We start from the raw sequence: 26038 nt of genomic DNA, 5'->3' as shown, positions 1-26038 counted from the left end.
AGTAGGTGCCGAATGGACAGTCGGCAATACCATGAATGTGGTATATTAAAAACTTAGGCCATGACCGTGAGTGACCGCGGGTGAACAGCAACTTCAACGGCTGCGGAGCAATTAATTGGCTCCCCATCGATGTGGGCCTTGTCGAAAGTGGATGAAATCCGAAACCAGTCGGAGGTGAGAGTGAAGGCATGAGGGCTTTTGTGAATTACTCCGCTAAAAAGCTTAACAATTTCTGCTGGCACCAAAACCTTGGGCATGCTTTTAATAAGGGTCAAATTGAGCAACCCATCATCCATTTTTGATTCAGGTGAGATTTTAGCGTTGTTGCCAAATTGATTGCTGTTTGCCACAACAGCCAAAAAACCATTTACTACAAATTTTTGATCCCTGGTTTCTATGGTGAATTCTCTTGGTTTGAATTGGAGAATTTTGTTTGTGAAGGCTTTAAAATAGCCTTTTAGTCCGCGACTTTTAAAGTTGTGAAACTCGTGACTAACGAGGGCGTCAAAGCCGATTCCGCAAAGTCCGATAAAGACACGGTCGTTGAAAGTGGCCGTGTCAATTTTTTGAAGCTTAGCTTTCTCGTTAAGGTGGGTGATTGCCTTTCTTAAATTCACAGGAATTCCCAGCGAACGGGCAACCCCATTGCCAGAACCACAAGGCAAGATCGCCAATGCAGTAGCAGAGTTAAGCAAGGCGGTTCCCACTTCATTTACTGTACCGTCTCCTCCTGCTACAATCACCAAATCCATTCCTTTCTTTGATGACTGTTCAGCAATTTCAGCAGCATGACCAGCTTTTACCGTTCGCTCAATCGCCAGTTCAAACTTCGATGAATCGAGCGTTTTCTCAACTAGTTGCACTGTCTTTTCACAGTCCGTTGTGCCCGAAAATGGGTTGACAATCAAAACCGTCTTCAGTCGCTTCATTGAACTGTAAGTTTGTTGCTGTTCATTCGGCTGTTAAATTGCTGAATGACCGACTTCAGGGTGGCTTCCATTTCGAGGAGCTCCACATCATTTTCCACGAGATTGTTTTTCAGCATTGGGTCTAAGGTGATGTCGTAGATAGCGATGGTTTTTTCACCATCAAACTCAAGCAAAAACCGCTCGTTGACGATGTGGTATGTGTTGTTGAGAAACCCGAAGGCATATCGCTTGTCATCTTCAAAAAGATTGTAGCCGAAGGACAAGAATTCCTTTTCGTAGCCTGTGAGGTGCAGAATCGAAGGCAAAATATCGGTGTGCTGAGCAACTCCAGGGAGAACTTCACCTTCGATATTGGGGTGATAAAAAGCAATGGGTACGCGATAGCCACCAATTCGAGTATGATAGTATGGATCTTCAGTGATAGTGGTGTGATCGGCAGTGACTACAAACCAGGTGTTTTGAAACCAATCCATTTTTTGCGCTTTTCTAAAAAATTGTTCCAGTGCAAAGTCTGTGTAGCGAATGCTGTTGTGGATCGGCCTGTCGCCATTTGAAAACTTTTCTTCGTATTTGTCGGGAATTGTAAAAGGGTGGTGACTACTCAAAGTAAAAACCGCACTCATAAACGGCTGCGGCTCCTGGTCCAATTCATTGGCAAAAAAATCGAGAAACTGTTCGTCAAAAATTCCCCAGTTGCCATCGTAGTGTCCTGAGTAGGGATACTCATTTCGACCTACGTACCTGTCGAACCCCGCAGCATCAGAAAAAGCATCAAATCCCATTGTGCCATTATTCCCACCGTGAAAGAAAGAAGTAGAATAGCCCTGTTCTTCAAGAAGTTTCGGAAGAGCTGTAACCGTATTTCCACCGTATCCTGATTGAATGTACGGTGAGGTCATTAGAGAGGGTAGAGAAGAGGTGATGGCAGGCATTGCTTCAATCGACTTTCGACCGTTGGCGTAGCCCGACTCAAACAGAATTGATTCTTTTAAAAGCGAATCCAGAAACGGGGTGTAGCTTTTGCGATTGCCGTTTATAGCTCCGATGTATTCTTCCGAGAAGCTCTCCAAAATGAGAACCACCACGTTCGGTTTGGCCCCGGTGCTGTCGGCTCCAACGGACTTTACTGGATCGAAAAACAGACGAGCCTGAGCTTCGGTGAAATACTCAACGTCCTCTAGCTTCGACTTTCCGAGAGTCTTGGCGATGGTAAATGGCGTGTTAAGAACCAGCGGAATGTTGTCGGTTTTTGCGTATTCGCTAGCGCTGATGATACTCAACGGCTTTAGCTGGATGCCACCACGCCCGGCCAGAACCCAAAGTCCAATTCCGAGAAAAAACAGTAATGAGTGAATCGTATAATAACGCCAGCCGTGAGCGACTCTTTCAATTTTTCTTTGAGTCTTTTTATAGAGGAAGTTCATCCCCCAGATTAGTAATACCAGTATCAGCGGCAGGTACCAGTAGTCAAGTAAAAACTGTGGGAGCAAGTTACCCATGTCATCACCGAGCGTCATGAGGTGGAGCAGGTCGGCAGTGCTTCTCTTGAAAGTAAACTTAAAATACTCGACATCTATCAGGTTGAGGATCAGTAGCGGAATGTTGGTCGCAAAGAATAGAGTTTTTAAAAATAGGCGGTAGCCATTCCTTGTGCGAAAAGGGAAAGGAATGAGATGAAATACAATGATAGGACCGTTGAGGAGAAACACAGTAGTAACGTCAAAGTGAAGTCCACCGATGAACACCCAAAAATCGACATCGTGAAAATGAGATGCATTAAAAACCCAGAAAACCAATCTGCACAGGGTAAATGCGAGGATCACAATTCCCAATCGAAGAAGTAAAACTCGAATATGCGACAGAGTTTGAATCACCGCGCAAAAGTAGGTTAAATTGGTTTTTTATCAATGTTGAACACTTGGTGGATCAAAGCTGTCTAAAAAGGAACAAATCTGTAATTTTGTAGACCCAAATGAAAATCCAGAGTTTTTCGAAATATTCGAATTAAAGAAGCGCGAACAGAATAAAATTAAAGAAATGAAGAAAGCCACAATTAAAACGGAAAAAGGAATTATGAACGTGGAGCTATACGAGAAAGCGACACCAAAAACCGTAGAGAATTTCGTTAAGCTCTCAAAAGATGGGTTCTACGATGGCCTCACATTTCACCGCGTAATTCCAGATTTTGTAATTCAGGGCGGTTGCCCAAAAGGTGATGGCACTGGAGGTCCTGGATACACAATTGATTGCGAACTCGACAACGATAAGCAGCACCACGAAAAAGGTGTTTTAAGCATGGCACACGCTGGACCTAACACGGGTGGCTCGCAGTTTTTCATCTGTCACAACCGGGAAAACACGGCTCACCTCGATGGCAACCACACTTGCTTTGGTAAAGTTGTAGAAGGCCTCGATGTAATCGACCAGATCAATCCTGGTGATGTGATTGAAAAGATTGAAATCACTGAACAGTAATTTTTTATGAAATTATTTTCCACAGCTCTTAAAGCTCTTTTTTTCGGAGTCCTCTTTTTTACTGCCAGTCTGAGTTTTTCTCAGTCGGGCAATAGTTTGCTGTGGAAGGTAGAAGGTAAAAAGCTCCAACAACCATCTTATTTATTTGGAACGATGCACGTTTCAGATAGTCTCATCCATTCTTTGGTAAGCGATAGCCTCGAACGTGTAATTGGTTCGGTTGACGTTTTCCTGTCGGAGCTTTCTTTTGCAGACGTTCAAAATATGGATCAGAGCAAGATGCTCAACGCCATGATGATGCCACCGGACACATCTCTGAGAGATTTTTTCACAGAGGAAGAGTTCGAGAAGATGAACGATTTTTTCGCCCAAAACCTGGGCATTGGGGCGATGATGGTTCCCAGGATGAAACCATTTTACACGCTAGCTACGCTCCAACAACTGCAAATGATGGGAGATAGTGCCATGGCTGTGGAAATGGCAAATGCCGGGGAAAAGCCAGTTTTGGATAATCTCTTGAGCAACATAGCCGACAGCCTGGGACTGGAGTTGATCGGCCTGGAAACTATTGATGAACAACTCGGAGCTATCGATCAAATTCCATTACAAAAGCAAGCTGAGTCGCTGAAGTATTACATCGACAACTACGATGAGAGAGATGACGATGCAAGCGAAATGTATCAGGCCTATGCCAATCAAAATATCAAGAGAATTCTTGAATTTGTGAATGAAGACAACAAGGACTTCGAGCTGATCGAAGAGCCATTGATCATTGAGCGCAATAAAAATATGCACCAAAGACTTCTCAAGTATCTGAACAGGGGTGAGGCTGTATTTTGCGCTGTTGGCCTTTTACACCTGATAGGTGAGACGGGACTTATTCTGGAGTTGCGGGAAGATGGGTACACCGTTGAACCAATCGGCTTTTAAAGAAATTTCTAGGCAGAAATAAGAAATTGATCTTCGTCCGGCTGTGTGACTTCAGCCCAGTCCGTTTCCAGAACTATTCTCAATGCGTTTACAAGAGATGAAAAGGAATTCGGCTTTCTCAGATAATACTGAGCTTTTTTCAAATAGGCGTCCTTCACAGTCTTAGGCTGAGAGTGAGTAGAGTAGATTACTATCGGGAGCGACTTTTTACCCAGGTCATTTCTGATTTCATCGAGACAAACCAGACCGTGCTTCATTGGCATGTCCAGATCGAGCAAAACGAGATCCGGATCGGATGAGTTCTCGTCAGAAAGTTCCTGAATTAATTTCACTCCATTATCGACACAAACCAGTCGATAGGGAATGTCTAATTCCTCTAGCGCATCTTCCACCAAAAGACAATCGTCTTGATCGTCATCAGCAAGAAAAATAAGTACCTCTGATTTGTTGCTCATAAATTCATCACAATCTGTCGCGGCTCTAGAAGTGAGAACATCGCTAATTGACAAATGTTTGTGACTGGCCAAAGAGTTTCAGATGAAGCAATCAGAATAAATACTTAGGAGTCGTAAAGAGCAGTGAAATAGCGCACAAGCTCTTGAACAAAATTTAGAAAGTATTTTCGACTGTTAGACGAGTCAGCTCAGATTGGGAAAGGAAGATCACATCCAACTTCTTGTAGAGCTCTCCGCCTTGTAGAGAAGCCAATTGTGAAGTTGGGCTGATTTGTGGAAAGATGTAAATGGAAACTTCCGATCACCTGCAGCCGTGTAGATAATGAAGTGGGAGAGGTTTCTGTTCTTTTGAAAAATATTTTGACTTACGCTCACAGACTGAACCTTGTAAGCAGGGATGACAATGCGTTTTGGGAAAACCCAGCCCTTCTTAATGGTGATCAATTCACCATCTACCGTGAGCTCCACGCTGTTTACGTATTTCCAAACGAAGAACACAATGAAGGCTATCAGTCCAGTGAGTTCGAGGAAAAAGGCCATATCGGTTATGAAGTACGTCACAATTGCTCCTATTACAAATGGCAGAGAAATGAATGTACCTAGGACAAGACCGTAGACTCTGCGGTGAGGGGTTATGGTCGTTTTGTTTCGCCCTTCTTCAAGCTCAAAAACTTCCTTCATGATTTCATCGGTCTGACGCTGATAGCAGCCTGGAATCTGCACGGATTGTTTTCTCTGAGCTTCCTGCGACTGACTCTGATAAATGTGGGCCGTTTCCATCCTGGCTAGCTTGCGAAGTGGATTTGTTCGCCACTCCATAAACTGAATCTTATTCAAAGGTATGCGGTACTCCTCTCGTTTCAACAAACCGGTCTTTACATAAAACTGATCCGACTCTAGCCTGGCCGTGAAATCGTAATGCTTGACAATGGCCTTGACCAGTGAAATCAGAATGGAGACAATCAAAAATGCTATAATGCTCACCACCAAAAGGCCATAGGCCATACGTCTGATCTCGTCAAAATTTTCTTCGATGAGTCCGCTCACATAGCCCTGAAAATATTCTTCGAGCTGCATGGCATAACCAAAAACGATGGCGAGCGCCACAAATCCATTTTTGAGGTGATTGTCAGTCACCCCGACTTTCAACAAGCTCGGGATGTTCAGATGAATCAGTGTTCGCGATTCCTCAACCGGCTTTGAGCCGCTTTCATCTACTGCTTCAAATCGAGCCTCGTCCTGATTATCTAGCTCCTCAGACTTTTCTTCTTTCTTAGCTCGAAGCACTTTTTGAAGCGCCACAGCGTCCTCGGTTTCCAGGGCGGGCACCTCGAGTTCTTTCCCTTGCGAACCAGCAGTATCGACCTGCACTGAAGCCAGTCCCAAAAGCCGCTGGAGTAGTGGCTCCTCAATATGAACCGACTGTATTCGTTCCAGAGGAATTTTGGTTTTATCCTTCACCAGAACTCCCTTGTGAATAATCAGGTATTTTTCATCAACCTTAAAAGTGAATTTCTGATACTGAAGAATTGAGAAGACAATCATCAAAATTCCACCGACTATGAATAAGATGATGAGCGGAATGATGAACTTGGTGTTGAAAGTGGAGATTACCACAAAACTGATCAGGATACTCAACCCTCTGCGGGCCGCTCGCAAAAAATAGATGACCACGCCAAGAAAATGCTGTCTGGTTGGCTCTGAAAATCTAGCTTCACTCATCGAGCCCGGCTTTGTTGATGATGAACTCCCGCAATTTCTTTGCTTCTTCAGGGTCAAGTCCTCCGATGAAAAGATCTGAGGACGAGCCTCCAGCCGTGTAAACTTTTAATTGGCTCAGGTTAAAAATTCGGCCGAGTGGACCTTGTGAGATCTCGCAGTGCTGAATCCTGTTAAAAGGAACAGTAGTGAGGTTGTACCAAATCCAACCTTTGCGATAAGAAATATCTCGCTGGCGAAGTGCGTACCCCCGGATCTTAAAACTCTTGTGCTCTGCAAAAAGTGAAAAAGCGTAAATCAAAATCCATCCTGAGAAAAAGGGAAGAGTGAACAAGAATCCCTGAAAGAAAAACAGCACTCCGATACCAATTAGTAGCAGAAAAAAGAAGAGCGAAATCGAAATAATTCGCAGCTTTTTATAACGCTTGGGGTGGGCGTGAAATTCCACTTCCTGAACGTCTGGGAGTTGAGCTGTGCTTTGCGCTAAATTTTCGAATTCCATAAGCTTTTCAAAATGAAAGCGATAATATTCATTTTACCGGAGAAAGCCCAAGCGATTTACCTTTTTCCATCATGAATTTGTGTGCTTCTTGGTAGTCGTTGTGTATCTCACCTTCAATGATAGCGTCTTTGATGCTGTTTTTTATAATCCCAACTTCAGCCGATGGAGGTATATCGAAGGTTTCCATGATTTCCTGGCCACTTATTGGTGGCTGAAAATTGCGGATATGATCCTTTTCTTCAACCTCTACTATTTTCTCTTTTACCTTCTCATAATTTTTGAGGTAGCGTCTCACTTTTTCTTCATTCTTCGAAGTAATGTCTGCCTTGCACAAGGTCATGAGATCATCTATGTCGTCACCAGCTTCGAACAAAAGCCTTCGGATAGCAGAATCACTAATTTCTTCACGAGTGAGAGGAATGGGGCGGAGGTGGAGCAAAACGAGTTTTTTCACATAGCGCATCTTCGAATCTAACGGGAGCTTCAGTCTCCTGAAAATTCCCGGTACCATTCGAGCTCCTTTATCCTCGTGGCCGTGAAAGGTCCAACCCGAATCGTTGGAAAAACGCTTTGTTGCTGGCTTTGCGATATCGTGCAAAATAGCTGCCCATCGCAACCAGAGGTTGTCAGATTGTTCTGCTACATTGTCAAGAACCTGCAACGTGTGATAAAAGTTGTCCTTGTGGCCTATCCCGTTTCTTCGCTCAACCCCCTGAAGCGCTACCATCTCTGGAAAGAACTGTTTGAGTAAGCCCGTGTCGTAGAGTAGCTTGAAGCCAATGCTGGGCTTTTCGGCCAGAATGATTTTATTGAGTTCCGTTGAAATCCGCTCCATCGAAACAATTTTAATGCGATCGGCATTTCTCTTTATCGCTTCGAGTGACTCTTCATCAACTTCGAACTTTAGCTGAGTAGAAAAACGGATGGCGCGCATCATCCGCAATGGGTCATCGCTAAAAGTGATATCCGGGTCGAGTGGGGTGCGAATGATTTTTTTCTTCAGGTCGCCAACGCCACCAAAAGGATCAACCAACTCCCCAAAGTCGTTCGGATTGAGGCTAATGGCCAAAGCGTTAATGGTGAAATCTCTGCGTTTTTGATCGTCTTCTAGAGTGCCGTCTTCAACTATCGGTTTCCGGGAGTCGCTGCGATAAGACTCTTTTCTGGCGCCAACAAATTCAATTTCCTGATCCTTGAACCTGAACATTGCAGTTCCGAAGTTTTTATAAACGGTCACTTTTTTTATGCCCATCTCATCAGCACAGGCCTTTGCCAGCTCAATGCCGCTACCTTCGGAAACAATGTCGATATCTTTGCTGGGGCGATTGAGCAGAATGTCGCGCACAAAGCCACCAATCGCAAAAGCTTTTATTCCGGTGTTGGCGGTTTGTTTCTTAACAGTATGGAAAATGCGGTAACGCAGTTCTTTCTCGAGATTCACAGCAAAAATTTTGTGCAAAAGTAAATAATCTAGCCTGTTGGCGAACGGCAAGGTAAAGACGATTTGAGACCTATTTCTGAATACTCTCTTCTAATTTAATAACGGTCTGTCTCACATGCGCAGCCAGTTGCTCAGGTGACATCTCCGGATGGTCTTGTGGTAAAATTGGATGACCAATTTTGACTTTGACTTTTCCAGGTCGAATCTTAGATTTCCCTGGAGCGAGTACCTCCCAGGTGCCCGAAACAGCAATCGGAACAATTGGCACGTTTGATTCCTTGGCGATGATAAAAGAACCGCGTTTAAACATTTTTATCACTCCATCTTTACTTCTGGTGCCTTCTGGAAAAGAAATCACACTGCGACCGTCCTTAATCAATTTACCGGCCTTTTTCATACTCTTCATCGCCTTCTCCCTGTTGGACCTATCGATAAAAATCATTCCCAAGAGTGCCATGTACCAGCCCATGAAAGGAACCTTTTTCAATTCCTTTTTGGCTATGAAGTAAACAGGTTCAGGAATAGATGCAAAAAGTACCGGGATGTCGAAATGAGACTCGTGATTAGCAACAAATATTTTACCGCCTGTTTTTGGGACATTTTCTTTTCCAAAAACCTTCAGCCGAATCCCAACCACTGCCATTATCACAGCGCTCCACATATCGGAAACAAATTTAAATCCGATGGATGGTTTCCAGAAGAATGGAATTAGCAGAATAACACCAAGAATGGCGCAAAAGCAAATCCAGAGAAAGAGAAACAAGATTTGAAAAAAGTTGATCACTTTCCACATAACGCTGAAAATTTGGTGGCGAAACTAGTGAAATTAACTTTTTGGCAACGTTTAGGCTTCTCGTCCTTTAGATCTCAAACGTTCTGATTTTCCTGTATTCAGGGCCTTTAGGGAGAAGAATAGATTCAAATAGATGAAACTCACGAACCGGAATCTGAGTGTCTTCCACATCGAGGTCGAGTTTGAAGTGGCGAGCAGTTAGATGTGAGTCGAACCGGGCCAGTGTGACATGCGGAATTTGCACGCGCTCTTCAGGTTGGCCAGAAATGTCTGCGAGAGCATCGCACAAATCTGTAAATGGTTTGCTATCCTTAAACTTTATCCACGCCATATATGGGCGCTCATCAGGGAAAGTTACCACCTTTTCAGCTTTAAGTGTAAAGGCTCTTTGGTCTTCGGCAATCTTTTCCATTTGATCGCTAAAATCGCCCAGATGATGGCGCTCCACCTGTCCGTAAAAACAGGTAGTGATGTGCAGATTTTCCTCTCGCGTCCAACGCACACCCTGAACGTTTTTATTGATGTCTTCGAATTTTTTGGCCGATTTAATTACTTCGTCCGGCACTGTGATTCCTGTAAATAATCTCATTGTGACAATTTCAAATATTCTGTAAAGTGCGAATCGAGGAAATTACAATTTTTCGGGGAAAGTCAAGGACTCTAAGAGAATTCCAGGAACTTAAAATGGATTATATTTGTTATTAATGCCTACCATTTTAGAAGTAAACGGGTATAGAGTTTTCTTTTATAGCAACGAAAACAATGAGCCAATTCACGTTCATATTGCAAAGGGCGGAGCTGCTGCTAAATGGTGGTTGAAACCTGGTGTAAGAGAAGAGTATTCTTATGGATTTACACCAAAAGAGAGAAAAAGGATTGGTGAAATTGTCAGAGAGAATTCACAACTGATAAAACAAAAGTGGAATGAGTATTTCGGGTAATATAGAGGACAAACGTTCTAGTGACATTATTGAGAGAACGATTTTCGAGAAAAAAATAAGAATTGAAAGTGTTGAAAATCACTTTGACCATGGATTCTTGCTCATTGTATTGAATAACGGCAACGTAATAAAAATTCTCCGCTCTCAATTTCCACGCTTGAAAAATGCTAATCAGAAAAATCTGGACAATTTTAATTTGATTGCCGGTGGGGTTGGTGTAGAATGGCCAGCTCTTGATGAGCATTTATCACTAAAGGGAATGGTAGAGAGTATTATTCGTAAAAACACACTCGATTATTTGACGGGCAAAGATGATTCTGAAAAGGTTCTGGGATAATCATCATAGGCCGAGCTATTTACGCAGGATTGAAAGCCTTTCTCCCTCACTGAGCTCCCTCACCTCACCAACATCCATCCCTTCAACGGTTATCCCTTCAATTGACCACCTCACCAATCTCAATGTTGGATAACCCACCGCAGCAGTCATTTTGCGAACCTGGCGATTTTTTCCTTCGGTAAGTGTGAGTTCTATCCATGAGTCGGGTACACTTTTGCGATAGCGGATGGGTGGATCTCGATCGGGCAGGGGTGGTGCTTTCTCCAGCTTTCTCGCTTTGGCAGGTTTAGTTGTGAATGTTTTTCCTTTGTGTTTTAACTCTAGTTGACCTTTCAGCTTTTTGATAGCTTCGTCTGTGATTTCACCCTCCACCTGAGCCAGATAGGTCCTTGCATGTCCAAACTTTGGATCTAGCAGGCGGTGTGTGATCGAGCGGTTGTTTGTTAGCAAAAGCAATCCCTCACTATCGGTATCGAGTCGGCCGATGGGATAAACATCTTTTGGAAAGTTGTGTACTTCGCCTAGCACGGGCTTGTCGCCATCTTTCGAAAATTGCGACAGCATGCCGAAAGGTTTGTAAATCTTGTAGTACTTGTACTCCATAGATTCGACAAGTTTAATCCTTTTGACCGAAAAATTACGTTTGTTTGTCTGACATGTCCACGAAAATCAAAATAGCCTTTTTGCTCCCGCTTTTTTTTGTCATAGATGTGGGTGTTTCACAAGCGCAGGAAGACTCTACTTCGAATTCGCTATTGGGGCTGCCGGTGGTTTTTTACACACCCGAAACGCGCTGGGGCTTTGGAGCTGCCGGAATCTACAACTTCCGATTCGACCATCAGGACACGATCTCGCCCCCGAGTCAGTTGCAAGCTGGTTTTGCCTACACACAAGAAGATCAATTGCTGACTTACCTGCCGTTTCAGCTCTACTGGAATGAGCGAAAGTACAGTCTGACAGGCGAGGTGGGGTACTATCGCTACTCTTACTTTTATTATGGCATTGGCAATAGCGTGCCCACGGATTTTGAAGAACTCTACTTTGTGAATTACCCTCGACTGAGGGCTGTGTTTTTAAGGAAACTCACTCCAAACCTCTTTGCCGGGTTTCGCTACTGGTTCGAGAATTTCGATATGAGAAATACGGATCCCGAGGGCAGGCTGGAGCAGAGGAACGTGACTGGTGTGGATGGTGGTGTAACCTCTGGTCTAGGAATGGTTGTGAGCTACGATTCTCGCGATAACGTCTACTTTTCCTCAAAAGGTGCACTTGCAGAAATCGCTGTTCAGCCATTTGAGTCGTGGTTGGGGTCGGAGTTTCAGTTTGTCAAAATGTCCGCAGATTTACGTTGTTTCATTCCAATTGGAGATCGGTTTGTGTGGGCCAATCAGTTTTATGCCGAAAGAGTAGATGGAGAGGTACCTTTCAATATGTTGGCTCTGCTGGGAGGGACCAAGAGAATGCGAGGCTTTTACGAAGGTCGTTTTCGCGATAACAACAACGCAATTTTTCAAACTGAACTGAGAGCTGATGTTTACTGGAGGTTCGGAGCAGTCGGTTTCTTTTCTGTTGGCAATGTGGCGCACGAGTTCGGTGCCTTTAAAATCGAGAACTCACGCTACACCTATGGCGGAGGAATTCGTTTCCTGCTCGATCCGGAAAAGAAGATAAATGTGAGACTGGACGCTGGATTCGGCTCAAATAGCGAAAGCGCTTTTTACCTGACTTTTGGAGAAGCTTTTTAAACGAAAAAAGCCGGCCACCTTTCGATGAACCGGCATTTCACTTAACTTAACCGATATTCAATTTCACTCGCTGAATTATCTGTAATTCTCTTTTATGTTGAGTCGCCAATCGTACTCTTTAAACTCCACTTCAACTTCATTGCCAATTTTTTGCTCCGCATACTGATTGACAAATTCTTTCAGCCCCATCTTTTTAGTGAAATCCCCACCGTACCATTTGAAAAGCCTACTGAGCCTGACCTCGTTTTCTTTGATTTCATTTTTCGGACCATTGATAAAGTCTCTGGCCTGGTCATCCAGCTGGCTGTCAAGCTCCTCAGAAGTGTAGGCTTCATTCCTCAATTTAGGGCAACTTACCGATGCGCAGTTAACAGCGAAATGGATGCGGGGCTCGTCAAACTCCTTCCTGATGATTCCGTGCTCGATGTTGTTTAGATCGTACTTCTCGCCCTCAATTTCAATGAATTTAACATCCCATGCCGTATTCACGAAAGGTATGCCACCGGCAATGTCCTTGATGCTTTCAACCGGCCAATTGTCCAAAATCAATTTAACAGTAAAAGCATTGTAGGCGTTGAGCCAATAGGCCAATCGCTCATTCTTGCTCCAACTGTCGTTTGGGTGGTGATTACTCAATTGATTGAGGTATCTATTGAGCGCAACGCTGTCTTCTATGAAGCCTTCGTAGTTTACATATCCTTCTTCTGTCACATGCTTCTTAACCAGCTTGTCCCACTGCTCGTGACTAATGGGCTCACCCGATGAAATATTCTTTTCATTGGAGCACCCCTGTGCAAAGCCGAGAATCAAAAGTAGGTTGAATGCGAGCGAAAGAATCTTCATTGATTTTTATTTCTCTTGTTTTCAAATATGACTCCAATGTATCACAAAATGATTTCAAGAATGAAAAAAGATTGTTGTGGTGATTACTTCAATCAGTGTTGTTTATAGATTCGCAGCAATGCAGTCGAAAATCAAGGTAAGCGTAATTATTCCCACACTCAACGAGGCTGATTTCATTGGCACTCTCGTGGAATTCTTGACGACCAATGCGGACAGCCGATTGGAAAAGGTGATTGTATGTGACGGGGGCAGCGTAGATGGAACGGCAGAGCTTGCACGGGACGCTGGAGCCGAAGTTGTCGAAAATCTCGAGCAGTCAAGGGCTGTTCAAATGAATGCAGGTTGGAAGGTTGCAGGCGGAAATGTGCTGTACTTCGTTCATGCCGATTCGCTGCCGCCAAAAACTTACCTGGACGACATCGAGGAAGAGCTGAAAAAAGGATCTGATCTGGGTTGCTACCGATTTTTGTTCAACTCCAGGCGACCGGCACTTCGATTTAATTCCTTTATGACCCGGTTCAATGCCTTGAGTTTTCGCGGGGGCGATCAAACCCTTTTTGTGAAGCGAGAAGTTTTCGAGGAATTAAATGGCTACGATGAAAGCTATGAAATAATGGAAGAGTACGACTTTCTCATTCGGGCCAACAAACGGTTCAAGTTTTCGATCATTCCAAAGGATGTGAAAGTGAGCGCCCGCAAGTACGAATACAACAGTTACTTCCGTGTGAATGTGGCGAATATTGTGGCTTTCACCATGTTTCGACTCAATTGCAGCGCCTCATCCATCAAGCGTGTTTACTTCAAAATGTTGCGCCATCCCAAGGACAATAACAAGTTTGACCAAAAGGAGAAATGAAACTTCTATGTTTTTAGTTGTTGTGTTCTTAGACAATCAAAACGAAATCTAAATCATGATATCGACCGAATTGAAACCAATTGAAACGACAAATCCATTTAATCAAGAGAAGCTCAGGATCTACACACAACACTCCGACCAGGAAATCGAGGAGATTTTAGATACGTCTGAGTCGGGCTTCAGGGAATGGAGAAATAACTCGTTCGAGGAGCGGTCTCGCTGCTTCATAAAAGTTGCTGAAAACCTCAAAAGCAACAAACAGCAATATGCAGAATTGATGACGGAAGAGATGGGAAAACCCATTAAGCAAGCCATCTCAGAAGTTGAAAAATGTGCCTGGGTGAGTGAGTTTTATGCGGAAAAAGCTGAAGCTTTTCTGGAAGATAAAGTTATAGATACTGATGCGAAAAAGAGCTATGTGAGCTACGAGCCGCAGGGAACCGTACTGGCTGTGATGCCTTGGAATTACCCAATGTGGCAGGTGTTCAGGTTTGCTGTTCCTACTCTAATGGCCGGAAACACAGGGCTGTTGAAGCACGCCTCCAATGTAACAGGCACAGCACTTCTCATTGAAAAGATTTTCCACGAATGCGGAATCCCTAAAGCTGTTTTCAGGACGCTGAAAGTTTCATCCGACCGGATGGATAAAATCGTGGCTGACAATCGGGTGAAGGCGGTCACACTAACCGGAAGTGAAGGTGCTGGATCTGCTGTAGCCTCAACAGCTGGCAAACACATCAAGACCAGTTTGCTGGAGCTCGGTGGAAGCAATGCTTTTGTAGTTCTCGAAGATGCCGATATCGACAAGGCCGTGGAGGATGCTGTTTTCGGGAGATTTCAAAATACTGGTCAGAGTTGCATTGCCGCAAAACGCCTGATGATTGCGGATTCGATTTATGAAGAATTCATGCAGAAGTTTGAAACTCAGGTAAAGGATCTCAAGTCAGGTGACCCAATGGATGAAGGTAATTTCATTGGGCCTCTGGCTAACAAAGGTTTTGCTGAAGATCTGGAAGAGCAGGTTCAAAAATCTATCGACAAAGGAGCGGCACTTCGGATGGGAGGTAAACGTGATGGAGCCTTTTATTCACCCACAATTTTAGAAAACGTTAAAGCTGGCATGCCGGCTTTTGACGAAGAGACTTTTGGCCCGGTGGCCGCTTGTTTGAAGTTCAAGGATTTTGACGAGGCCATTGACCTGGTAAACAATTCAAAATTCGGTTTAGGTGCTTCAATCTATACTTCAAATGTTGATGGTAACTTGAAGCAGTCCAGGAGAATTGAAGACGGAGCTGTATTCTTCAACAGCTTTGTGAAATCCGATCCGAGACTCCCTTTCGGAGGAACCAAAAAATCGGGATACGGCAGAGAGTTGGCCCGCGAAGGGATTCTGGCTTTTGTGAATAAGAAAACGACTTACATCGCATAAACGGGAAAATCCCGAACCTCAAAACTTGCCCTTGAAATTGTTTCAGGCTTGCAAATCCCAAACTTGGCCAACGCTCTTTTCAGGGTTCATAAATTCCAAAGTTTATACTGATGGAGGTGACGCTAGCTAACGATAGTTCGCAATTGAGGTTAAAATCCCGACATTTGCGAACACAGTAACAGAAAGTGATTTCTATGGATAAGAAGAACGATCTGAGTTTTAATGAGTTTTCCGCTTTGTCTAAAGAACAGTGGAAAGAAAAAGTGCTCAAGGATCTGAAAGGTAAAGCTTACGAGAGCATCATTTGGGAAAATGAAAACGGCTTTTCTCTGGAGCCGTACTTTTCGGCTGAAGAAGTAGACCTTTCCCAGGGAGTTCCGGGTGAGTTTCCTTACGAAAGAGGAGGTGATACAAACAATCGCCACTGGCAAATCTGCCAGGAAATATTTGACAACAACCCGAAGAAAGCCAATGAAAAAGCTCATCAGGCTTTGATGGGCGGTGCAACTGCACTTTGGTTTCGCGCTCCTGTTCAAAAAGCTGAGGATGTTGCCGCCCTTTTAAAAGATGTCGTGCTCGATGTAGCACCTATTTATTTAGAAGGTGGGACCAGTCCAATTGAGATAGTTAAAGAAATCTCGTCTCTGTGCGACAATCAATCTGTTAAGTCACACGCCCTGAGCGGAGGACTGAACTACGATCCGCTCGGAGAAATCTCGGAGCAGGGCGGAGAGAAAGACAAGAATTGGAAGTCCACTCTTTTAGATCTCAGTGCCTTTGCAAGGGAGAAGTTTACTCTATTTCACACGGTAAACGTAGACTCCACACTGTTTCAGGAAGCAGGCGCAACCGCGGCAGAAGAGCTCGGTCTCGCACTTGCAAAAGGGAATGAGTATTTGGAATTGATGAAAGCAGCAGGTCAAGAAATCGATTCAGCTGCAGCTCAGTTGCAATTTACTATGGCTATAGATTCGAGTTACTTTACGGAGATGGCCAAATTCAGAGCATTCAGGCCACTTTGGGCAACAGTGGTAAAAGCTCACGAGCCAAAACATGAATGCTCCACTTACTCATTTGTGTCAGCTCGCACATCTCAGAGAAATTTCACAGTGCCTGATGCTTACAACAACATGGTTCGCTCGACAACCGAAGGCATGTCAGCCATTCTCGGTGGAGTCAATGCCGTTTCGATTCTGCCCTTCGATCATCTTTTTGATGAAGAAAATGGTTTTTCAATGCGCATTGCCAGAAACTTACAGACCATGTTGGCGGAAGAGTCCTTTCTCAATCAGGTGGTCGATCCGGCTGGTGGATCCTATTACATCGAGGAGATGACAGGTCAATTAAAAGTTAAAGCCTGGAAGCTTTTTCAGGAGATAGAAAAAGCAGGGGGTTATCTTGAAGCTTTACAAAGCGGCATGATTCAAAACCTCTTAAAATCAAGCAGGGATTCTTTTCTAAAAAGAGTTGAGCTAGAGAAAGAAACACTCATTGGAGTAAACAAATACTTCAATCAGGAAGATGAGGTCAGAACCCCGAAAACCATCGATGAAAAAGACACTGTAGGCGACTTTGAACCGGTGAAAAGAATTTTTCCCGGACTTGAAGTTTCAACCCAAAGTGAGAAAGTCTAAAAACTGAATCATGAAGAGAGTAGATTTTTCGAATATTGAGATAGCGAAAGCCAATCCTTCTAAAAATATTTCAGCGTGGCGCGAAGAGCGTCAGTCAAAGGGTGGGTGGAATACTCCAGAGCAGATTGCTCTGAGACATGTTTACGGTCGGGATGACATTGCTGATGATCATCATCCGGGCTTTGGTGCTGGAGTGGTACCTTACCTTCGCGGTCCTTATTCAACCATGTATACTTCCCGTCCGTGGACCATTCGTCAGTATGCTGGGTTTAGTACGGCTGAAGAGTCGAATGCATTTTACCGGAGAAACCTGGCTGCCGGACAAAAAGGGTTGTCGGTAGCGTTTGATCTGGCCACACACCGAGGTTACGATTCTGATCACCCGAGGGTGGTTGGCGATGTCGGGAAAGCTGGAGTGGCGATTGACTCTGTGCTCGACATGAAAGTGCTGTTCGATCAGATTCCGCTCGATAAAATGTCGGTTTCGATGACTATGAACGGAGCTGTGATTCCGGTGATGGCTTTCTACATCGTGGCAGCAGAAGAGCAGGGCGTGTCACACGACAAGCTTTCAGGAACCATTCAAAACGATATCCTGAAGGAGTTCATGGTGAGAAATACCTACATCTATCCGCCTTTGCCATCAATGAGAATCATCTCAGATATTTTTGAATACACCAGCAAAGAGATGCCGAGATTCAACTCAATTTCCGTGAGTGGCTACCACATGCAAGAAGCAGGTGCTACGGCTGACATCGAGCTGGCATACACGCTGGCAGACGGACTGGAATACATCCGTGCCGGATTGGAAGCGGGACTGAAGATTGATGACTTCGCTCCAAGGATCAGCTTTTTCTGGGGGATTGGAATGAATCATTTCATGGAAATCGCCAAAATGCGCGCTGCGCGAATGCTTTGGTCAAAACTGGTAAAACAGTTTGATCCGCAAAACCCAAAATCACTTGCACTCAGAACCCACAGCCAGACGAGCGGGTGGAGTCTCACGGAGCAAGATCCGTTCAACAATGTGGCGCGTACAACAGTTGAAGCGTTGGCTGCAGCACTTGGCGGAACACAGTCTCTTCACACCAATGCCCTCGATGAGGCGATTGCATTGCCGACTGACTTCTCCGCAAGAATTGCCAGGAATACGCAACTCTACCTGCAGGAGGAGACAGATATCACAAAAGCGATAGATCCCTGGGGTGGCTCTTACTACGTAGAAAAACTCACGAAAGAAATTGCCGATAAGGCCTGGGCACTTATCGAAGAAGTGGAAGAGCTAGGAGGAATGGCCAAGGCAATTGAAACGGGGCTTCCTAAAATGCGCATAGAAGAGGCTGCAGCTCGCAAGCAGGCTCGGATCGATAGCGGGAAAGACACTATTGTTGGGGTTAACAAATATCAGGTAGAAAGCGATCGCGAGATCGATATCCTCGATGTCGACAACAAAGCTGTTCGTCAGGGGCAAGTTGAACGACTGAAGAAATTGAGAGACGAACGCAATGATGAGGAAGTGAATACAGCTCTTGAAAACCTCACTAAAGTTGCGGAAACAGGCGATGGTAATTTGCTGGAAGAGGCGGTAAAATGCGCACGAGCCAGAGCTAGCCTCGGGGAAATCTCCGATGCCATGGAAAAATCATTTGGCCGATATCAGGCGACAATCCGCTCCATTTCTGGAGTTTATTCAGCTGAAGCTATGAATGATAAAGATTTTGAAAACGCCCGTCAGTTGGCTGATAGGTTCGCAGAGCTGGAAGGAAGAAGGCCGCGAATCATGGTAGCCAAAATGGGGCAGGACGGTCACGACCGTGGAGCAAAAGTGATAGCAACAAGCTTTGCAGATATCGGCTTTGATGTAGATATCGGTCCGCTTTTCCAAACTCCAGAAGAAGCTGCTAAACAAGCTGTAGAAAATGATGTGCACATTCTCGGTGTGTCGTCTCTGGCAGCTGGTCACAAAACGTTGGTTCCGGAAGTCATGGCCGAATTGAAAAAATTAGGCAGAGAAGACATCCTGGTCATTGCCGGTGGTGTGATCCCACAGCAGGACTACGATTACCTGTACGATGCAGGCGTAGTTGGTGTGTTTGGTCCGGGTACCAAAATTGCCAAAGCAGCCAGTGAGATTTTGAATCTGTTGATTGAGAGCTTTGAGTAGGTTAGATTTCGACTATTCACTCGGGTTTAGCTCTTCAAAAGAGCCATCGGAATAGACGAGGATCACTTTCGATAATTTTTTAGAGCCGGACTTTACAACTTCAGGTTGTCGAGGATCCGGTTTTTCTTTTTCCTCTGGTTCGTCAATCGGTTCGGATTGAGTTCTCGAAGTAGGTTGTGTTGCGCGAAATGGAAGGTCAGTTGGTGGTGGAGTGGGTTTACGTTCGTAAACTCCACGTTCTTCCTGATCTGTTACAGATGTAATACCCTTTTCGATTGATGTTCCACCTCCTTTGTTTACATCTGTAACCACTTCTTTTTTGCTTTTAATCATCTCTTCCTTACCGTGCAATAGCCACTTACTGTTGAGCTCCGGGAAGGTAGTGGTTAACTTCATGATGAAGTCGAGACTGGGCTTGTTTCTGCCGCTTACGATGTGCGAAATAGAGGAGCGTTGCACACCTATCTTTTCTGCAAATTCTTTGCTGGTGAGGTTAAACTCCGACATAACTTCCTGAATTCTATCTGCTAGTGATCCCATTTTGCTAATGTTACATTTGTGAACAACACCAAATTAAGTGAATTTACATTTGTAAAGCAAGTTTTATAAGTGAATGTTACAAATGTTAACCAAGCCTGTTGTTGTGGCCGGTAATGATGTTGAATTGGTCAAAACAGATAAAAACTAAAACTTTAATTAAAACATGTAAAGCATTTGAATAAAGGTGGTTAAAGGTGCATATGCTAAAATTATTACCACCTGCAAAAGCTCGTAAATTAAAGGATTAGGGGCTTTACAACTGTGGAAGCTGAAACATACTGAACAGTTCAGCACAGGTTTGGCTCATTAAGGAATAAAGTGGCATTAAGTAAATCTTAATTCACTTAATGAATTTATTAATGCCTCCTATGTTTTTGTCGCTGTGCACCTTTTCACGAATGACGGAACAGAAACCACAGTAGTCACATAGCTAGTCGATCAATAGAATCTAAGTCTATGTGCCTTTGCTTCCTAATAAGGACTGTTGCAAGCCAATCAACCACAACAAAGGCACATAGAAAAAGTGCCAGGGCTTTCTACTGTGTCTATTGTGGTAATTCACCGTAGCTGTGTGACTTCGCATCTTTCGCGTCTTGGCGTAAAACTAAGCCCTGAGTAGCCGCTTTACTCAAATCGGTCTCCACTTTCGAATTGGAATCCGCGGAGGAAGGCTTCTACGTCCATGCGCTTTTTCCCTTCCATCTGCAATTCGAGAATCTCAACATCTGAATTGGCAGTTCCTACTAAAAGCCGGTTATCGGCATCAACCTTTATCTCTCCGGGAGATAAATTCTGAACGTTACTTAGCTTGGACTTTAAGATCTTGAAGTTGACTTTCTTCTCATCTCTTTGAAGGACAGTCCAGGCCGCAGGATACGGACTCAAACCTCTGATGTGGTTGTGCACTTTCTCAGCTTCTTTCGACCAGTCGATTTTACAATCTTCCTTGAAAATTTTGGGGGCAGACTTAAGGTCTTGCTCCTTCACCTGGTGCTGAGGTGTGCCTTTTGCTTTTCCTTCATCGATTTTCTTCACCGTTTCCAGCAAAGTTTGCGCTCCAACCTCCATCATTTTGTCGTGAAGCTCTCCAGCTGTCATGTTTGGCGAGATTTCAATTTCTGTCTGATCGATCAAATCTCCAGTGTCGATCTGGTGCTGTAAGAAAAAGGTGGTCACCCCCGTTTTCTTCTCTCCGTTGATGATGGCCCAGTTGATAGGCGCGGCTCCACGGTACTGTGGTAGGAGTGATCCGTGTAAGTTGATTGTCCCTTTTGGTGGCATGTTCCAAACGACTTCTGGCAACATCCTAAATGCTACCACTACCTGAAGGTCGGCTTTAATGGCCCTGAGCTCTTCTACAAAGCCGAGATCCTTTAGATTGGTAGGCTGGAGAACTCTCAGGTCATTCGTTTCTGCAAACTCCTTTACTGCTGACTTGCGTAACTTTTTGCCACGCCCTGCTGGTTTGTCCGGAGCGGTAATTACTCCAACAACATCAAAGTGCTTGTTAAGAATTTCCAGGGATGGCACCGCAAAATCAGGTGTGCCCATGAAGACGATTCGAAGAGAACTCATTGTCGATCATATTTTAGATGTACAAATAGTCTTAGAACTTTGTGTGGCGGCCGCTTGCCGACTGCGTGCTTCGAAGACATGCTAAGAAGGAGCGGAGTCGAGACACAGTGTGAAAGACATTTGTAGAATATCATTATCTCAAAAGAAGTGCAAAGATAATCACCTCAAACACTTTACACCTTGTGATATTTCCAGTTGCTAAACTGCAGAAAGAGAAACGACAAAAGACCGATGATCCCGAAGTATCCGTAGTCGTTCATCCAAACTACGTGAATTTCTTGAGGACTAATCATGGTCATGTAGAAAGTCATACCGAGGTAAAACATTATCGAAACCAGCTCGATGAACATCGCGATCCAGGTTCTGCCACTTCCTTCTACGCTATTGAGGAAAATGCTGGAGAAGGCAAAAATGAACATCGCAGGAACGATAACGAACATGGTATTTTTTGCTTGCTCGATGATCAGTGCCACTTTTTCTACAGATTCTACATTGGTCGTAAAAAGGCTGGCGAGGTATTCTGGGTACAGCCAGAGTCCATGACTGAGAACAATAATTCCGCAAATATTTAATGTGATCAGTCGCTTAATCACTGGCCTCAGCATGAATTGCCTTTCTTCAGCAATCAGTGTGCTGACATAAGTTTTGGTGGTTTGGGCGAGCCCCATCACCGACACAAAGGCCAGCATGTAAAGGTTCCGAATGATGTTCGAAACCATCAACTCAGTGTCTCCGAGTTTTTCTACAAAGAAAAAGAAGACAGACCATGTGGCTAGTGCCAGTACTTGCTGAACCATGATCGGGAAACTGAGATACAGGATCTTCCAGCTTCTGCTCAGGTTGAAAATCTTCAGCGCTCCTTTCAGATCGAACTTTTGATCTGTGCGCTTGAAAATCATGTACGCCACTATGATAGAGAGACCAATCACTTCAGCGATAACAGTGGCGTAGGCAGCTCCTTCGAGTCCGAGTTCAGGGAAGCCGAAGTGACCGAAGATCAAAACGTAATCGAGTGCAACGTTGATCAGGGCGGTGGCTACCGTGGCGTAAACCAAAACGATCGTCTTGGCTATTGCCATGTAGAACGACATCAGCACGAGCGCGATAATTGACACGAACATGCCCCAGGAGCGGATGCCCAGAAAGCGATTCACGTTGTCGTCTATGACTGGCGATCTGAGCCAATCGTCAAGAAAAAAGGGACTTACGTATTTTAAAAGTACAAACAGAACCCCGGCTAGCAGCAACCCCAGAAAAAGTGAGTTGACCAGAACCTGTCCAACTTCCTTGAAGTGCTTTTCGCCATTTCTGCGGGCCATAATGATTTGTCCGCCAGAGGCCAGTCCAACTCCCAGCATCAGCATGGTTACGTAAATCATTCCGGAGAGACCGGCACCGTTTAGCTCGTTGATTCCGACTTTGCTGAGGAAAAGGTTATCGACAAAAACGACAATAAACTGCACGAAAGACCCCAGTGAAATTGGAAGAGCCACTTTCAGCAAATCCAGGTAGCCGGTTTTAATATAACCCTCTTTGTCACTAACTATTTCCATGGTAGTTTCTGATAATTTCCTGAGGGTTTCGGAGACATTTCTTTGCCCATTCGATGCGCAGTTCATCAGCTTCTTCAGCACCCAACTTCCAATCAATTTCCTTCGATTGGTTGAGTCGCTCCCGAAGCGTTTGCAGGATGAGTGCGCTTGCCACGCTTACATTATAACTTTCTGTAAATCCGTACATGGGGATTTTTAAGTGATAGTCTGCTTTGTCGAGTGTCGATTGGGAAACTCCGTCTTTTTCTGCTCCCAAAACTACGGCTATTGGTTCATTGAGTGGTAAATCTTTTGGGAAAATAGCTTCGGTGTGGAGCGAAGTTGCGGCAATTTTATAGCCACGGGCTTTTAACCCATCGAGGCAGGGAGCCGTGTTGTCGTGGTAATCGCGATATTGATAAACAGAAAGCCATTTGTTAGCTCCTTTTACCACACGTTTGCTCACAGAAAAATTATGATCATTTTCAATAATGTGCACGTCCTGAACTCCAAAGCAATCGGCCGATCGCAAAATGGCACTGATGTTTTGTGGGTTGTAGATATCATCAAGCACCAGCGAAATGTGGCGGGTACGCCATTGAAGTGCATTTTCGAAATGCTGTTTTTTGCCTTCGGTCAAAAAGGTGCTGAGATATTGATAGAGTTGAGCGTGCATAGCAGAGTAGTGGACATAAAAAAAGTCTCACCCGGCAAAGGCCGAGAGAGACTTAATTTTGTTGATCAAAGGGATTACTTCACTTTGTCAGAAAGCTCAGCTCCTGCCTTGAACTTAACAACCTTCTTCGCTGGAATTTGAATTTCTTTTCCTGTCTGTGGGTTGCGACCTTTACGTGCTGATCTCTCAGATACTGAGAAAGATCCGAATCCTACTAGAGAAACACGGTCACCTTTTTTCAAAGACTTGGTAGTTGTGTCGATGAATGCATCTAGTGCTTTTTTAGCGTCCGCTTTTGAAAGGTCTGCACCTGAAGCGATTCCTTCGATGAGTTCTGCTTTATTCATTTTGCAAAAATTTTTTGGTTAAACAATTTATTAATTGACTTCAAACAAATATATGCTTAAAAGCAAGCCAGACAAGAGATACAGGGAAAAATGCTGCGGTTTTGTTGATAAATGTGGGGAATTGTTGATAATTGCGGCCGATTATCGCCCTGAAAGCCAATATCCACGCGGGTTTCTTTGACATTTATTGGGAATTTCGAGGCCGAATTGAGGTTGTTTGAAAGCAGGATTAACCCCAATTTCCATCAATTTGCTTCCAGAATCCGAAGGATAAACTCCGCATCGGGGCGGTTTCGGTAGTCTTTGTCGGCTCTTGAAAAGATAACTTTTCCATTTTGCTCTATTAATAAGGTAGGAATGGCTACTTTTTTTGCCCATTTCAAAAAGCCACGAGGAGTCACAGGATCCTGAACAATCTTGAGTTTCTCTGCCAGTTTCAAATCGGAATCAACCAGAGTGGTAAATACTTCCGAATCTTTTGTGATTTTGGTGAGCGATTTTTCTTCCGAAACAAAAGCGATCTGGGCGTTGGTCTTTTTAAAATCTTCTTCAAACTTTTTATAGTACCTGGCCTGCGCTTCTGAGTAAGGGTCACTTTGCCCCATGTGAAAAATGTAGACGTGAAATTTTGCTTGCTCAGAAGACCCGTTTTCATCGGAAGCCGATTTCAACCCAGATGGGTCGAAATGTTCTTCGACAATATTAATAAGGGGTAGACTTGTAAACCACCTGTCGTAGAGCAACCAGCCGAGCAGAGAACCGAGCGCCAGGTAGATGGGAGTCACAATTTCTTCGGAGTCGAAAAAACGCTGGCCGACAGTGATCAAAAGACAAACACCGAGCATCACGGTGATCACCAGTGAAGCGGTTTTGCTGTCGAAAGGCTTGCGCCATTTCACAAAAGCGAAGTAGGTGAGAATGCCCAGCGGGCCAATCATAGGTGCGAACCAGTAGACATCGCCCTGGGAACCAATAAATTCAATCAGGCTGACTATCGGGACGACAATCAGCCAGACTGAAAAGACAGTGATAAAAAGCCGTTTGATAAAAATCATGCGGCTAAATTATGCATTAGCCAGATACCTTTAAAGTTCAATTTTGTTTGTTTTCCTCGTTGTAGTAGTTGTGAAGAATCGACTTCATTTCGGCTTTACCGGACACCACCTTATCAATTTCACTCTTTTGATCTGCCGTCAACAGTTTTTCCAGTGGCTGGTCTACTTTTTTGATTTTTAAAAATGCAGGCAGGAGTTTTTTGTCCCAGGCTTTGTAGTGGCGTGGGAGGTCGTCTGGGTAAACCACTTTTCTGCGGGTACCTTCGGGTGCTGCGCGAAATGGCTCCGAGACGTTAAGGTAACCGTAGTCGTCAGTCAGTTGCTCTCCTGGCTGGATGTCGCGAATGGCCACTTCAAAATCGTAGGCCGTAGAAAGGCAGTTGGAGTTGAAGCTGTGGTTTACGAATCTGCCATTGTCCCAACAGAGAATCAGTTTGCCCTCGTTGTTTCTGAAGCAATAAGTGTCGAGAATTTCGCGGTACACTTCTGGCATCTTTTCTGCCTCAGCGGGTTCGAATTCTCTATCCAAAGAATCGAGCACCCAGGTGATGGTGCCTTTAGGGATAAACTTCTTAGCCACAACACCATAACCGATGGTGTCGTTGATGAATTTCAGTTCAGTGTCTGGATGAATCATTTAAGTGTTCAGTTTGTATTTCCTATCGAAGTTAGATAGAATTCGAATCGAAAAAGCAGTTTTGCAATTTTTCGTAAAATTTTATTTTTCTGTTTTTCAATTGATTGAATGAGTCTCCCGTCAACTCTAAGTCTTGTGCTACTAAAAAGGCATCGAAAATCACTTGTATGTTCTTCAAAGGATTGAAAGGCGTCCTCTCTGAAGCTCACCAGAATCTGATGAAACCGATTACTGAATGAGGAGTTTCGAAGAAAACTCAATCCCACCAGAATTCACCTTCAAAATGTAAGAACCTCTTGAAATACCTTCCACCGAAACAGGCTGATCTTTTGGATGGTTTTTAATTTCCAAAACAGCCCGACCATTGCCATCGAGAATTCGAATGAGGTCGATGGTTTCAGCAGCCAGATTTTTTGGGTAGTCGATAGTGATTTCATCAGTGGCGGGGTTGGGGTAAACAGAGATTTGAGAATCTTTGTTTCG

General features: G+C 44.3%; 27 protein-coding genes. 9 read left to right on the top strand and 18 right to left on the bottom strand.

The window, feature by feature from the left end:
- Positions 1–53 precede the first annotated feature (53 nt).
- A complete protein-coding gene (locus tag ABHV44_RS10280; protein WP_459074602.1) occupies positions 54–929 on the bottom strand; it encodes a diacylglycerol/lipid kinase family protein in 876 nt (291 codons plus the stop codon).
- Entirely contained in the window at positions 926–2803 is a 1878-nt protein-coding gene (locus ABHV44_RS10275; RefSeq protein WP_459074601.1) for an LTA synthase family protein, read from the bottom strand. The genes ABHV44_RS10280 and ABHV44_RS10275 overlap by 4 nt, the downstream gene beginning before the upstream one ends.
- 163 nt (positions 2804–2966) lie before the next feature.
- Here ABHV44_RS10275 and ABHV44_RS10270 point away from each other — a divergent pair, with 163 nt between their 5' ends.
- The gene (locus ABHV44_RS10270; RefSeq protein ID WP_459074600.1) at positions 2967–3404 is read left to right on the top strand and encodes a peptidylprolyl isomerase; all 438 of its coding nucleotides are present in this window, start codon (positions 2967–2969) and stop codon (positions 3402–3404) included.
- 6 nt (positions 3405–3410) lie between these two features.
- The gene (locus ABHV44_RS10265; protein WP_459074599.1) at positions 3411–4334 is read left to right on the top strand and encodes a TraB/GumN family protein; all 924 of its coding nucleotides are present in this window, start codon (positions 3411–3413) and stop codon (positions 4332–4334) included.
- 8 nt (positions 4335–4342) lie between these two features.
- Here ABHV44_RS10265 and ABHV44_RS10260 read toward each other — a convergent pair whose 3' ends face one another.
- The 6 genes from ABHV44_RS10260 to thpR all read right to left on the bottom strand — a co-directional run bounded on the left by ABHV44_RS10260 (position 4343) and on the right by thpR (position 9833).
- Positions 4343–4789 carry a response regulator gene (locus tag ABHV44_RS10260; protein WP_459074598.1) on the bottom strand — a complete coding sequence of 149 codons (447 nt, stop codon included), beginning with the start codon at positions 4787–4789 and terminating at the stop codon, positions 4343–4345.
- A gap of 207 nt (positions 4790–4996) precedes the next feature.
- Positions 4997–6511, bottom strand: coding sequence for a PH domain-containing protein (locus ABHV44_RS10255; RefSeq protein WP_459074597.1), 1515 nt, complete (start codon positions 6509–6511; stop codon positions 4997–4999).
- Positions 6504–7010, bottom strand: a complete 507-nt coding sequence (locus tag ABHV44_RS10250; protein ID WP_459074596.1) for a PH domain-containing protein — start codon at positions 7008–7010, stop codon at positions 6504–6506. Before ABHV44_RS10250 ends, ABHV44_RS10255 begins: the two co-directional genes overlap by 8 nt.
- A 28-nt stretch (positions 7011–7038) precedes the next feature.
- Complete coding sequence (locus ABHV44_RS10245) at positions 7039–8451, bottom strand: CCA tRNA nucleotidyltransferase (protein ID WP_459074595.1); 1413 nt, start codon at positions 8449–8451, stop codon at positions 7039–7041.
- 70 nt (positions 8452–8521) lie between these two features.
- Positions 8522–9244, bottom strand: a complete 723-nt coding sequence (locus ABHV44_RS10240) for a lysophospholipid acyltransferase family protein (protein ID WP_459074594.1) — start codon at positions 9242–9244, stop codon at positions 8522–8524.
- Positions 9245–9311: 67 nt separating this feature from the next.
- Positions 9312–9833, bottom strand: a complete 522-nt coding sequence (thpR, locus tag ABHV44_RS10235; RefSeq protein ID WP_459074593.1) for an RNA 2',3'-cyclic phosphodiesterase — start codon at positions 9831–9833, stop codon at positions 9312–9314.
- A 115-nt stretch (positions 9834–9948) separates the two neighbouring features.
- On the opposite strand from thpR, the gene ABHV44_RS10230 reads away from it, so the two are divergent.
- Together ABHV44_RS10230 and ABHV44_RS10225 are read left to right on the top strand one after the other, a co-directional pair.
- Complete coding sequence (locus ABHV44_RS10230; protein WP_459074592.1) at positions 9949–10185, top strand: DUF4160 domain-containing protein; 237 nt, start codon at positions 9949–9951, stop codon at positions 10183–10185.
- Positions 10169–10522 (top strand): DUF2442 domain-containing protein, encoded by a 354-nt coding sequence (locus tag ABHV44_RS10225; RefSeq protein ID WP_459074591.1) that lies wholly within the window; start codon positions 10169–10171, stop codon positions 10520–10522. Before ABHV44_RS10230 ends, ABHV44_RS10225 begins: the two co-directional genes overlap by 17 nt.
- A 15-nt stretch (positions 10523–10537) precedes the next feature.
- Here ABHV44_RS10225 and ABHV44_RS10220 read toward each other — a convergent pair whose 3' ends face one another.
- Positions 10538–11125: a pseudouridine synthase gene (locus tag ABHV44_RS10220; protein WP_459074590.1), complete on the bottom strand. Its 588-nt coding sequence runs from the start codon at positions 11123–11125 to the stop codon at positions 10538–10540.
- An 80-nt stretch (positions 11126–11205) separates the two neighbouring features.
- Between ABHV44_RS10220 and ABHV44_RS10215 the strand changes: the two genes are divergently transcribed.
- The gene (locus tag ABHV44_RS10215) at positions 11206–12267 is read left to right on the top strand and encodes a BamA/TamA family outer membrane protein (protein WP_459074589.1); all 1062 of its coding nucleotides are present in this window, start codon (positions 11206–11208) and stop codon (positions 12265–12267) included.
- Positions 12268–12342: 75 nt separating this feature from the next.
- Here ABHV44_RS10215 and ABHV44_RS10210 read toward each other — a convergent pair whose 3' ends face one another.
- The gene (locus ABHV44_RS10210; RefSeq protein WP_459074588.1) at positions 12343–13110 is read right to left on the bottom strand and encodes a DUF547 domain-containing protein; all 768 of its coding nucleotides are present in this window, start codon (positions 13108–13110) and stop codon (positions 12343–12345) included.
- Between the two features lie 79 nt (positions 13111–13189).
- Between ABHV44_RS10210 and ABHV44_RS10205 the strand changes: the two genes are divergently transcribed.
- The 4 genes from ABHV44_RS10205 (at position 13190) to scpA (ending at position 19193) form a co-directional block, all read left to right on the top strand.
- Positions 13190–13966, top strand: coding sequence for a TIGR04283 family arsenosugar biosynthesis glycosyltransferase (locus ABHV44_RS10205; RefSeq protein WP_459074587.1), 777 nt, complete (start codon positions 13190–13192; stop codon positions 13964–13966).
- A 55-nt stretch (positions 13967–14021) separates the two neighbouring features.
- On the top strand, positions 14022–15395 hold the full coding sequence (locus ABHV44_RS10200) for an NAD-dependent succinate-semialdehyde dehydrogenase (RefSeq protein ID WP_459074586.1): 1374 nt from the start codon (positions 14022–14024) through the stop codon (positions 15393–15395).
- A 194-nt stretch (positions 15396–15589) separates the two neighbouring features.
- On the top strand, positions 15590–17029 hold the full coding sequence (locus ABHV44_RS10195) for a methylmalonyl-CoA mutase subunit beta (RefSeq protein WP_459074585.1): 1440 nt from the start codon (positions 15590–15592) through the stop codon (positions 17027–17029).
- 10 nt (positions 17030–17039) lie between these two features.
- Positions 17040–19193 carry a methylmalonyl-CoA mutase gene (gene scpA / locus ABHV44_RS10190; protein WP_459074584.1) on the top strand — a complete coding sequence of 718 codons (2154 nt, stop codon included), beginning with the start codon at positions 17040–17042 and terminating at the stop codon, positions 19191–19193.
- A 12-nt stretch (positions 19194–19205) separates the two neighbouring features.
- Here scpA and ABHV44_RS10185 read toward each other — a convergent pair whose 3' ends face one another.
- The 8 genes from ABHV44_RS10185 to ABHV44_RS10150 all read right to left on the bottom strand — a co-directional run.
- Positions 19206–19733 carry a helix-turn-helix domain-containing protein gene (locus ABHV44_RS10185; RefSeq protein WP_459074583.1) on the bottom strand — a complete coding sequence of 176 codons (528 nt, stop codon included), beginning with the start codon at positions 19731–19733 and terminating at the stop codon, positions 19206–19208.
- 624 nt (positions 19734–20357) lie between these two features.
- Positions 20358–21308 carry a methionyl-tRNA formyltransferase gene (fmt, locus tag ABHV44_RS10180; protein ID WP_459074582.1) on the bottom strand — a complete coding sequence of 317 codons (951 nt, stop codon included), beginning with the start codon at positions 21306–21308 and terminating at the stop codon, positions 20358–20360.
- A gap of 173 nt (positions 21309–21481) precedes the next feature.
- Entirely contained in the window at positions 21482–22861 is a 1380-nt protein-coding gene (locus ABHV44_RS10175; RefSeq protein WP_459074581.1) for an MATE family efflux transporter, read from the bottom strand.
- Positions 22848–23516, bottom strand: coding sequence for a TrmH family RNA methyltransferase (locus ABHV44_RS10170; protein WP_459074580.1), 669 nt, complete (start codon positions 23514–23516; stop codon positions 22848–22850). The genes ABHV44_RS10175 and ABHV44_RS10170 overlap by 14 nt, the downstream gene beginning before the upstream one ends.
- A 74-nt stretch (positions 23517–23590) precedes the next feature.
- Entirely contained in the window at positions 23591–23863 is a 273-nt protein-coding gene (locus ABHV44_RS10165; protein ID WP_459074579.1) for an HU family DNA-binding protein, read from the bottom strand.
- A 245-nt stretch (positions 23864–24108) separates the two neighbouring features.
- Positions 24109–24918, bottom strand: coding sequence for a hypothetical protein (locus ABHV44_RS10160; RefSeq protein ID WP_459074578.1), 810 nt, complete (start codon positions 24916–24918; stop codon positions 24109–24111).
- A 37-nt stretch (positions 24919–24955) separates the two neighbouring features.
- Entirely contained in the window at positions 24956–25555 is a 600-nt protein-coding gene (locus ABHV44_RS10155) for an SET domain-containing protein (RefSeq protein WP_459074577.1), read from the bottom strand.
- 228 nt (positions 25556–25783) lie between these two features.
- On the bottom strand, positions 25784–26038 hold a 255-nt coding region (locus ABHV44_RS10150), incomplete at its 5' end, for a T9SS type A sorting domain-containing protein (RefSeq protein ID WP_459074576.1).

Source organism: Halocola ammonii, from assembly GCF_049334165.1.
In the GTDB taxonomy this organism is placed as follows: Bacteria; Bacteroidota; Bacteroidia; order Flavobacteriales_D; family Sanyastnellaceae; genus JBEGHD01.
Note: the sequence above shows the minus strand (reverse complement) of the source record. Positions and strands in the feature narration are given on the sequence as shown.

Excerpts from the sequence above, each read along its gene's own strand:
- ABHV44_RS10280 (WP_459074602.1), bottom strand. The coding sequence starts at position 929 with ATGAAGCGACTGAAGACGGTTTTGATTGTCAACCCATTTTCGGGCACA.
- ABHV44_RS10270 (WP_459074600.1), top strand. The coding sequence starts at position 2,967 with ATGAAGAAAGCCACAATTAAAACGGAAAAAGGAATTATGAACGTGGAG.
- ABHV44_RS10265 (WP_459074599.1), top strand. The coding sequence starts at position 3,411 with ATGAAATTATTTTCCACAGCTCTTAAAGCTCTTTTTTTCGGAGTCCTC.
- ABHV44_RS10260 (WP_459074598.1), bottom strand. The coding sequence starts at position 4,789 with ATGAGCAACAAATCAGAGGTACTTATTTTTCTTGCTGATGACGATCAA.
- ABHV44_RS10255 (WP_459074597.1), bottom strand. The coding sequence starts at position 6,511 with ATGAGTGAAGCTAGATTTTCAGAGCCAACCAGACAGCATTTTCTTGGC.
- ABHV44_RS10250 (WP_459074596.1), bottom strand. The coding sequence starts at position 7,010 with ATGGAATTCGAAAATTTAGCGCAAAGCACAGCTCAACTCCCAGACGTT.
- ABHV44_RS10240 (WP_459074594.1), bottom strand. The coding sequence starts at position 9,244 with ATGTGGAAAGTGATCAACTTTTTTCAAATCTTGTTTCTCTTTCTCTGG.
- thpR (WP_459074593.1), bottom strand. The coding sequence starts at position 9,833 with ATGAGATTATTTACAGGAATCACAGTGCCGGACGAAGTAATTAAATCG.
- ABHV44_RS10230 (WP_459074592.1), top strand. The coding sequence starts at position 9,949 with ATGCCTACCATTTTAGAAGTAAACGGGTATAGAGTTTTCTTTTATAGC.
- ABHV44_RS10225 (WP_459074591.1), top strand. The coding sequence starts at position 10,169 with ATGAGTATTTCGGGTAATATAGAGGACAAACGTTCTAGTGACATTATT.
- ABHV44_RS10220 (WP_459074590.1), bottom strand. The coding sequence starts at position 11,125 with ATGGAGTACAAGTACTACAAGATTTACAAACCTTTCGGCATGCTGTCG.
- ABHV44_RS10210 (WP_459074588.1), bottom strand. The coding sequence starts at position 13,110 with ATGAAGATTCTTTCGCTCGCATTCAACCTACTTTTGATTCTCGGCTTT.
- ABHV44_RS10200 (WP_459074586.1), top strand. The coding sequence starts at position 14,022 with ATGATATCGACCGAATTGAAACCAATTGAAACGACAAATCCATTTAAT.
- ABHV44_RS10195 (WP_459074585.1), top strand. The coding sequence starts at position 15,590 with ATGGATAAGAAGAACGATCTGAGTTTTAATGAGTTTTCCGCTTTGTCT.
- scpA (WP_459074584.1), top strand. The coding sequence starts at position 17,040 with ATGAAGAGAGTAGATTTTTCGAATATTGAGATAGCGAAAGCCAATCCT.
- ABHV44_RS10185 (WP_459074583.1), bottom strand. The coding sequence starts at position 19,733 with ATGGGATCACTAGCAGATAGAATTCAGGAAGTTATGTCGGAGTTTAAC.
- fmt (WP_459074582.1), bottom strand. The coding sequence starts at position 21,308 with ATGAGTTCTCTTCGAATCGTCTTCATGGGCACACCTGATTTTGCGGTG.
- ABHV44_RS10175 (WP_459074581.1), bottom strand. The coding sequence starts at position 22,861 with ATGGAAATAGTTAGTGACAAAGAGGGTTATATTAAAACCGGCTACCTG.
- ABHV44_RS10170 (WP_459074580.1), bottom strand. The coding sequence starts at position 23,516 with ATGCACGCTCAACTCTATCAATATCTCAGCACCTTTTTGACCGAAGGC.
- ABHV44_RS10165 (WP_459074579.1), bottom strand. The coding sequence starts at position 23,863 with ATGAATAAAGCAGAACTCATCGAAGGAATCGCTTCAGGTGCAGACCTT.
- ABHV44_RS10160 (WP_459074578.1), bottom strand. The coding sequence starts at position 24,918 with ATGATTTTTATCAAACGGCTTTTTATCACTGTCTTTTCAGTCTGGCTG.
- ABHV44_RS10155 (WP_459074577.1), bottom strand. The coding sequence starts at position 25,555 with ATGATTCATCCAGACACTGAACTGAAATTCATCAACGACACCATCGGT.